At 60.4% G+C, this 7,846-nt stretch carries 8 protein-coding genes and 1 tRNA gene; 4 read left to right on the forward strand and 5 right to left on the reverse strand.

The features are described 5' to 3' along the window. Nucleotides 1-207: 207 nt before the first annotated feature. A complete protein-coding gene (locus tag ABFC66_RS01110; RefSeq protein ID WP_346739112.1) occupies nucleotides 208-375 on the reverse strand; it encodes a Flp family type IVb pilin in 168 nt (55 codons plus the stop codon). 371 nt (nucleotides 376-746) lie between these two features. Continuing rightward, nucleotides 747-1,487: a cyclic nucleotide-binding domain-containing protein gene (locus ABFC66_RS01115; RefSeq protein ID WP_346739113.1), complete on the reverse strand. Its 741-nt coding sequence runs from the start codon at nucleotides 1,485-1,487 to the stop codon at nucleotides 747-749. Between the two features lie 156 nt (nucleotides 1,488-1,643). Between ABFC66_RS01115 and ABFC66_RS01120 the strand changes: the two genes are divergently transcribed. Continuing rightward, nucleotides 1,644-2,141: a pilus assembly protein N-terminal domain-containing protein gene (locus ABFC66_RS01120; protein WP_346739114.1), complete on the forward strand. Its 498-nt coding sequence runs from the start codon at nucleotides 1,644-1,646 to the stop codon at nucleotides 2,139-2,141. Between the two features lie 53 nt (nucleotides 2,142-2,194). Here the strand turns inward: ABFC66_RS01120 and ABFC66_RS01125 are convergent, their stop codons facing one another. Next, a complete protein-coding gene (locus ABFC66_RS01125; protein WP_346739115.1) occupies nucleotides 2,195-3,532 on the reverse strand; it encodes a pilus assembly protein in 1,338 nt (445 codons plus the stop codon). Nucleotides 3,533-3,818: 286 nt separating this feature from the next. On the opposite strand from ABFC66_RS01125, the gene ABFC66_RS01130 reads away from it, so the two are divergent. Both ABFC66_RS01130 and ABFC66_RS01135 read left to right on the forward strand, forming a co-directional pair. Continuing rightward, nucleotides 3,819-4,361, forward strand: a complete 543-nt coding sequence (locus tag ABFC66_RS01130) for a TadE/TadG family type IV pilus assembly protein (RefSeq protein ID WP_346739116.1) — start codon at nucleotides 3,819-3,821, stop codon at nucleotides 4,359-4,361. A 20-nt stretch (nucleotides 4,362-4,381) separates the two neighbouring features. Continuing rightward, the gene (locus tag ABFC66_RS01135; RefSeq protein WP_346739117.1) at nucleotides 4,382-4,957 is read left to right on the forward strand and encodes a TadE/TadG family type IV pilus assembly protein; all 576 of its coding nucleotides are present in this window, start codon (nucleotides 4,382-4,384) and stop codon (nucleotides 4,955-4,957) included. Between the two features lie 229 nt (nucleotides 4,958-5,186). Here ABFC66_RS01135 and ABFC66_RS01140 read toward each other — a convergent pair. Continuing rightward, nucleotides 5,187-5,276 (reverse strand) — tRNA-Ser (locus ABFC66_RS01140). 187 nt (nucleotides 5,277-5,463) lie between these two features. On the opposite strand from ABFC66_RS01140, the gene ABFC66_RS01145 reads away from it, so the two are divergent. After that, nucleotides 5,464-5,751 carry a hypothetical protein gene (locus ABFC66_RS01145; RefSeq protein WP_346739118.1) on the forward strand — a complete coding sequence of 96 codons (288 nt, stop codon included), beginning with the start codon at nucleotides 5,464-5,466 and terminating at the stop codon, nucleotides 5,749-5,751. 70 nt (nucleotides 5,752-5,821) lie between these two features. On the opposite strand, the gene lepA is transcribed toward ABFC66_RS01145, so the two are convergent. Beyond that, the gene (gene lepA, locus ABFC66_RS01150; RefSeq protein ID WP_346739119.1) at nucleotides 5,822-7,621 is read right to left on the reverse strand and encodes a translation elongation factor 4; all 1,800 of its coding nucleotides are present in this window, start codon (nucleotides 7,619-7,621) and stop codon (nucleotides 5,822-5,824) included. Between the last annotated feature and the right edge of the window lie 225 nt (nucleotides 7,622-7,846).

Raw genomic sequence — 7,846 nt, forward strand, 5'->3', positions numbered from 1 at the left:
TGGATCGGAAGACCTCTACCGATCAACTTTTCCGTTCGTCATGAATTTTGAACCTGAGCCGTAAATTTGGCGTAAACAGCGGCTTTCATTGGTGAACGAAGCGTTAAAAATAAAACCGCCAGATCCCGTTGCCAGGATCTGGCGGTTTTCAGAAACGCTCGGTACCGGCGGACGTGGCAGAGGGCTGCTAGCCGCCGTTACTCCGAGTTAGCCCTTGATCGCCGTATCGACCTTGGTGAACGTCGCGCTGATATCGGTACCCAGCGACGTAACGATCGTGGCGATGGCAACGGCGATACCGGCGGCAATCAGGCCGTATTCGATCGCGGTCGCACCGGATTCATTCTTCGCAAAAGCTTTCAGAAACTGACCCATTACAAGTCTCCTTCACATATGTGGCTTCTCGACAGCATCAATCTCCTCAGCCCCGCCGGGAGATGGCCCGCTCTTGGGCTGATGAGGAGCCTAGTCCGCCTTCATTACCTGAGTACTAACAATCGCGTCCGAGTTGCCTAAAATTCGGCATATTTTGCTGCTATTTATAGTATTGAGCGCGTATACAATAGTATTCGTCTGCTCGAAGAAGAAAATCTATTCGTTGCAGATCTGGAGCCCAAACACTGACATTTGAATCAGGGTTACTCATTGGTTAATCGATGGCATAGAGGCGCAAAGGGCAGTCCGCGCGCCGATAATGCGCGGCGCGCTGAACAGATTTCGACTGGCGGGAAAGGTGTCGGCTCGCCTCAGCGAGATTCGCAGATGCGGCGCAGCGCCGCTTCGTTCTTGATCCAGAGCCCCGGATAATCGCGTTCGGCGATTTCGAGGCGGACAAGCTCGGCAATGGCGCCCGCTACGACTTCTTCGGTGGTGGAAAGACGATCCGCGAGTTCGCGATGGCGCGGCAAACGCGGCACGATGAGGCCACCTCGCGCGTCGCCCTGTGCGCGCGGCTCCGCCAGCGCGAGGAGCTCCGCGTAGACGCGCTGCGCACCGGTCGCTCCCGGCTGCGCCTCCGATGCGGCGCCGGTGGCAGCCTCCCGATTGCGCAGCATCTTCGCATACTGAAACAGAAGAGCGCGCGAGACCGACTCCTGACGGCTCAAAAGTTCCGAGAACCGCACTTCCGGAAGCAGCGCAATCAGCGTGTCCTCGCGCGCGATCGCGGTGAGATCGCCATCATCGAGGCCGAGGATGCCAGTCTCGCCGAATTGGCCACCGGCGAAGACGTCGACATAGGAAATACGGCCCGCCGGCCCTGTCGGCCGCGCGAGACGGACAACGCCGGAGACGACAAAGACGACATCGCCGCGTGTGCCACCCTGTCCCGCCGAGAAAATGATGTCGTTGCGCGCATAGGAGCGCCAATCGCATTCCGCCGACAGGAGCGCGAGTTCCCTTGGTTCGACATCGGCCAGGATACGGATGCCGCGAAGGCTTCTCGTGTTCTCTGGGGAAGATTGGGCCGAGCGATCCGTTCCGAACATTTGAGCCTCCGATTGCAACATGAAATTAAGGTCGCCGCCTTAATCTGCGGTAAAGACGCCTGCCGCCGGTACGGTCAACAAATCGTTCACCCCTTGGCCTTAGGCTCGAGTCACATAGCGGCGAGCAGGTCGCCGCCCGAAAGAGATGGCCATCCCATGCTTTCAACCTCACGCAAGCTTCGCCGGTTCGCCGGCTGCACCGCCCTCGCCCTGGGCTTCCTTTCGAGTGGCGCCGACGCCGCCAACTTCAAGGTGGAACTTAACGAGCAGAAAGTACTGCGCCTGCCGGCTCCGATCGCGACTGTCATGGTCGGCAACCCGGCCATCGCGGACGTCCTCGTTCAGAATCCGCAAACCCTCTATGTGCTCGGCCGCAGCTACGGCAAGACCAACTTCATCGCCCTCGACTCGGAGGGCAAGCAGATCGCGCAATATGATCTCGACGTCGTCGCTCAGTCGGGCGATGTCGTGACGCTGGTTCGCGGCTCCGGTCAGTCCACTTACAGCTGCTCGCCGCGCTGCGAGCCGGTGCTGAACCCCAGCGATACGAGCGATACCTTCTCCAAGACCCTCAACCAGTCTTCGGCCCTCGCGGGCGCCGCGAGCGGCGCCGCCGCAAGCGCCGGCACGAATACGGCCGCGACGCCCAACTGACGGGTCTGACGGCGAATGAAAGAAGCGGCCCGCCTCACCGGCGGGCCGCTTTTTTATTGGCTGATACGCAGATTGGAGATCGAGGTGGCGATCGCTGTGAAGATCGAATCGAGCTGACTCGCACTCGATACGTCGTAGTAATAGCCGGCACCCGATGAGCAATTGGACAGAAGCGTCGCGTTGCCGTCCAGCGTGCGGATCGTATAGACCAGGATGCCAGCGTTCTTGATAGCGCTGCAGACAAGAGCGGTGCGCGTATCCGCGCCCGGACATGGGTTAAACCCGTCGCAGGTATCCATGCCGTCTCGGTAATAGGTGTTGTCACCATCGGTGAGAAAAACCAGCACCTTGTTGAGCTTCTTGGGGTCTGGCGCAGCGGCACTCGAGAGCGGCATGCCCTGGGTGAGCATGGTCCAACCCCAGACAAGTCCGATCGTCGTATTCGTCGAACCGCCGGCCGTCATGGCGTTGACCTTGCTCGTCAGCGCCGTCCAGTCATAGGTCAGCGGCATCAGCGACTGCAGACTGCAATAGTTATTCTTGCTGTTCGCGTCGTCGGCCGGATATAGCGTCGAGGAAGTGCCGGTCGAAGGTGGCGTTATGGAGACGTCGTTGCTCTGATCGCGGTCGGTCACGCAGCCCTTCCAGCCTGTCTTGCTGACTGTCTTCGTCGCCGTACCATAACTGCAGGTCGTACCGCTCCACGTCTTGGTGCAGGTGTAGGTCGGATAGGTCCAGCTCCATTTTAGCCAGGTCGCGGAGCTGTTCGTCGAGCCCACGTTGACATCCGTCGTGAATGGAACGATCGCGACCTTGACGTCGCCTGCATTCGGAGCCGAATTCTGCAAGACCGTCAGAAAGCTCTTCGCCGCGGTCTGGAGCGATGAGAGCTTGCTGCTCTGCGCCATTGAGCCGGTATTGTCGAAGACAAGCGCCACTTCGAGCTTCTTGCCGAGCTTCGTGATTTCCGAGTTGGCCGCGATGCTCATCGTGTCGATACCGACGATGCTCATGATCGCGGTCGGCATCGACGCCGACGCCGAGAGCATGACCTTCGATGTCGTCGAAGTCACCGTCAGCGTTCCGGGAACGCCAATTTTGGTCGACGGGTAATTGGCGTTGAAGAAGTTCTGCGCGGTAGTCTGAATCTGGGCGTTCGTCAGGCCCGTCATTCCAGCGACCGCAAGGCCAGCGGCGTCGAGCGCCTTCGTCATGCGTTGCTTGACAACATAGGCGCGCGAAATATCGATGGCGGCGCCGATAGCAATCAGGACGGGAATGATGGAGAGGGCGAAAAGGATCGCGTAGCTGCCGTGCGCATCCGACATGAAGTGGCGCAGGAAGGATGTACGCTGTCCGCGACGCGTCGAAGTTGAAGTCTCGTTCCGCATGACCTTTGCCCGGCAGTATGAAATGCGGGGCAATGATGTGGTGCCAGCGGTTAACGCGGTATCAACTTTCAGATTGCAACTCTAGGCATCTCCACGAAAAGCGCGCCCCGGAAAAAGGGCAGTCGGCCGCACCGCACAGGGACGATACTTCCATTTGCGCATGGAAAGTTAACGAGACATCAATAATCCGCCGCCAACATGGAAGCGTCGGTCAATCCATGCCGGGCTGACGATGCTGCACGCACCGCGGTGACGTGCCGGGAAAATCCAGGGCGAGCATCTGGCGATGACGCAAAGCGACAAAACCGAGAGAGCCGGACTCCTGCGCCGCTTCGCGCGCGCCAATCAGGCAAGCGTCGCCGTCGAATTCGCCTTGACCGCAATTCCCTTCTTCATGGTTCTCTTTGCGATCATCGAGGGCGGTATCGTCTTTTTCACCACGGCCACTCTCGACAATGCGGTGAACGATGTGGGCCGCCTCATCCGCACCGGCCAGGCGCAGACGGGCAACATGACGACGGCACAGCTCGTCGAGAAGATCTGCGGTGAAGTCGTCTTCGTCTCGAACTGCACGACCAACCTGAAGATCGACGTCCGCACCTATTCAAGCTTTTCGAGCGTCGCATTCCCCACGCCCGTCGATCCCGATGGAAATCTCATTACCACGCTGCAGTTCAACATGGGCTCTGCGGGCGACATCGTTCTCGTCCGCGCCTTTTATGTCTGGAATGTGCTGAGCCCGCTGCCGACCGGCCTTGCGAATAACACAGGCAGTTCGCGCCTTATCCAGTCGAGCGTGGCGTTCCGCAACGAACCCTACAGCTCCTGAACATCGTAAAGGCCGCGCCCATGAGTGTCCGTTCGCAGAAAGAGCAAGCAGAGCCAGCAAAGGCGCCTGAGCGCCTGCGCCGGTTCTGGCGGGATAGCCAGGGCCTTGCCGCCGTCGAATTCGCGATGATCTTTCCGATCATGCTGACCCTGTATTTCGGCACGCTGGAAACGTCGGACGCGCTCACCGTCTCGCGCCGCGTCGCGAACGTCGCTGAGACGGCCGCAGACCTTGTCGCCCAGCAAATCTCCGTCAGCAGTTCGGACCTCACCGACGTCTTTGCGGCGAGCGCGGCAATTCTCACGCCCTATGACACGACGGAAATCAAGATCGTGCTGACGAGCGTCGTTGCAAACAGTTCCAATATCACAACCGTCGGCTGGAGCAGCGCATATGGCGGCGCCACCGCCCGCACCGCGAATTCCTCAGTCACGCTGCCCACCGGCCTCACCACCGCCAATTCGAGCGTCATCATGGCCGAGGTGACCTATAGCTATGTCTCCCCGATCGCCCACTTCATTACCGGGCCGATCACCATGACGGAGACCGCCTATCTGCGCCCCCGCCGCTCGGTCAGGGTCGCCAAGACGTCCTGAGAGGACGGCTCAGGCCCGTTAACCAACATTCGCGCCTGCCCGATGCAAATCTGCCGCAGCAACGCCGGACCGGCATGCGTGGGTCCATATGGCCGAAACCTCATGCAGGTGAGCGGAGAGAGGGCGTCGTCGTCACTCCCCACGGCAGGATAAGCGCGGTCATGGCGCGGCGGCGCCGACCATCAACCACAAGCTTCTGAAAAGTATGGGATTTCTGCCGCACAAGGGCTGGCGGAGGGAGTGGGATTCGAACCCACGTTACGGTTTCCCGCAAACACGCTTTCCAAGCGTGCGCCTTCAGCCACTCGGCCATCCCTCCGGATCGAACTGGCGGACCAGCCGTTCGCGGCGGGCACTATACAAGACAAGAACGCTGAATCAACCAGCGGCAGCAGGGATTTGGCGCATCCGCTCCATAATCAGTGTCCTTGTTTGGGACGGCGCTTGCCGCTACCGTTCTCGCCCGAATTGGTCAACCTTTCGCGTGGAGCTGGGGGGCTCTTTAGATGGTTCTTTTCCGACTGATTGGACTGCTCCTGATAACGCTCGCGCTGATGGCGCTGGGTTCGGATGCCTTGCGGTCGCTCGAATCGGGGCAGGTCGAAATCCGCTCCTTCGCCGAGCTCTGGGCGTTGCTGGACAAGGCGTCGCTGGATGCGTTCCTGACCTGGGTCACGGCTCATGCGGGGGCCATTTCAGGCCCGCTCGATACCGCCTTCAGCTATCCGGCATGGGCGGTGCTCGGCGTGGTCGGCATCGTCATTGCCGGCCTCATCCGCATCACCCGCGGCTGAGAGCCCGAAAGAAAAAAGCCGCTCCCGATGAAGGAGCGGCTTTTTCACATTCCGGCACCTGTGAGGACGATCAGTTCTCGTCCATCTTCAGTGCAGCGATGAAGGCGTCCTGCGGGATGTCGACGCGGCCGAACTGCCGCATCTTCTTCTTGCCCTCTTTCTGCTTGTCCAGAAGCTTGCGCTTGCGGCTGATATCGCCGCCATAGCATTTGGCCGTCACGTCCTTGCGCATGGCGGCGATCGTTTCGCGCGCCACGATGCGCCCGCCGATAGCCGCCTGGATCGGGATCTTGAAGAGGTGCTTGGGGATCAGTTCCTTCAGCTTCTCGCACATGGCGCGACCGCGCTGCTCGGCGCGGCTGCGATGCACGATGGTCGAGAGCGCGTCGACCAGCTCGTCATTGACGAGAATGGTCATCTTGACGAGGTCGCCCTCTTCATAGCCTTCGATGTGATAGTCGAAGCTCGCATAGCCGCGGCTCACAGACTTCAGCCGGTCGTAGAAATCGAGCACGACTTCGTTGAGCGGCAGGCGGTAGACGAGCATGGCGCGCGAACCGGCATAGGTGAGATCAACCTGATGGCCGCGCCGGTCCTCGCAGAGCTTCAGCACGGAGCCCAGATATTCGTCAGGCACCAGGATCGTCGCCTTGATCCAGGGTTCTTCGATATGGTCGATCTTCATCGTGTCCGGCATGTCGGCCGGATTGTGCATTTCCTGCACCGTCCCGTCCGTCATGTGCAGATGATAGATGACCGAAGGCGCGGTCGTGATGAGGTCGATATTGAATTCGCGCTCGATGCGCTCGCGAATGATTTCGAGGTGAAGAAGCCCCAGAAAGCCGCAGCGAAAGCCGAAGCCCAGCGCCGCAGAGGTTTCCATCTCATATTCGAAGCTCGCATCGTTGAGGCGCAGCTTGCCCATCGCCTCGCGCAGATCCTCGAACTCGGAAGCATCGACCGGGAAGAGGCCGCAGAAAACGACCGGCTGGGCAGGCTTGAAGCCCTCGAGCGGCGCAGCACATTGCCGGCGCTCCTCGGTGATGGTGTCGCCGACGCGCGTATCCGCCACTTCCTTGATCGAGGCCGTGAAGAAGCCGATCTCGCCCGGCGTCAGGCTCGCGACGTTTTCGCGCTTCGGGCGGAAGATGCCGACCTGTTCGAGCGTGTAGACGCCGCCCGTGCCCATCATCAGCACGCGCTGGCCCTTCTTCATCTCGCCATCGATGACGCGCACCAGCACGACGACGCCGAGATAGCTGTCATACCAGCTATCGACCAGCATCGCCTTCAGCGGCGCCTTGATATCGCCCTTGGGTGCGGGAAGCCGGTTGACGATCGCTTCCAGCACGTCGGGAATGCCGATGCCGCTTTTCGCCGAAATTTCCACCGCGTCCGAGGCGTCGAGGCCGATCACGTCCTCGATCTGCTGGCGCGTCTTTTCAGGGTCGGCGGCGGGCAGGTCGATCTTGTTCAGGACCGGCACGACTTCGTGGTTCACCTCGAGCGCCTGATAGACATTCGCCAGCGTCTGCGCTTCCACGCCCTGGCTCGCATCGACGACGAGAAGCGAGCCCTCGCAGGCGGCAAGCGAACGGTTGACCTCATAGGCGAAGTCGACATGGCCGGGCGTATCGATGAGGTTCAGCTCATACATCTCGCCATTCTTCGCCTTGTAGTCGAGGCGGACGGTCTGGGCCTTGATCGTGATCCCGCGCTCGCGCTCGATATCCATCGAGTCGAGGACCTGTTCCTTCATTTCACGGGCTTCGAGGCCGCCGCAGAGCTGAATCAGCCGGTCGGCCAGGGTGGATTTCCCGTGGTCGATATGGGCGATGATCGAGAAATTGCGAATGTGCGCGGGGTCCATCCCACCGTCCCGTTCGAGGTCGTTCGTGCGCCGGGGCGCGATCAAGCCGAGAATGATAAGGGGAAACCGCGACGTGGGGCAAGCCCGAACCGGCGCCCGGAGGCGGTTTATCCGCGCTCCGATCGAGGAATCTCTCTTGTCATTATCCGCCGTTTGGGGCATAATGCAAAGCAGCTGTATTTGGTGATGTATGTCGTGATGGCGCCGCCGGCAAGGAGCCCGCAT

Source organism: Parvibaculum sp., from assembly GCF_039680535.1.
Taxonomy (GTDB): domain Bacteria; phylum Pseudomonadota; class Alphaproteobacteria; order Parvibaculales; family Parvibaculaceae; genus Parvibaculum.

Excerpts from the sequence above, each read along its gene's own strand:
- ABFC66_RS01115 (WP_346739113.1), bottom strand. The coding sequence starts at position 1,487 with ATGTTCGGAACGGATCGCTCGGCCCAATCTTCCCCAGAGAACACGAGA.
- ABFC66_RS01145 (WP_346739118.1), top strand. The coding sequence starts at position 5,464 with ATGGTTCTTTTCCGACTGATTGGACTGCTCCTGATAACGCTCGCGCTG.
- ABFC66_RS01135 (WP_346739117.1), top strand. The coding sequence starts at position 4,382 with ATGAGTGTCCGTTCGCAGAAAGAGCAAGCAGAGCCAGCAAAGGCGCCT.
- ABFC66_RS01120 (WP_346739114.1), top strand. The coding sequence starts at position 1,644 with ATGCTTTCAACCTCACGCAAGCTTCGCCGGTTCGCCGGCTGCACCGCC.
- ABFC66_RS01130 (WP_346739116.1), top strand. The coding sequence starts at position 3,819 with ATGACGCAAAGCGACAAAACCGAGAGAGCCGGACTCCTGCGCCGCTTC.
- lepA (WP_346739119.1), bottom strand. The coding sequence starts at position 7,621 with ATGGACCCCGCGCACATTCGCAATTTCTCGATCATCGCCCATATCGAC.
- ABFC66_RS01110 (WP_346739112.1), bottom strand. The coding sequence starts at position 375 with ATGGGTCAGTTTCTGAAAGCTTTTGCGAAGAATGAATCCGGTGCGACC.
- ABFC66_RS01125 (WP_346739115.1), bottom strand. The coding sequence starts at position 3,532 with ATGCGGAACGAGACTTCAACTTCGACGCGTCGCGGACAGCGTACATCC.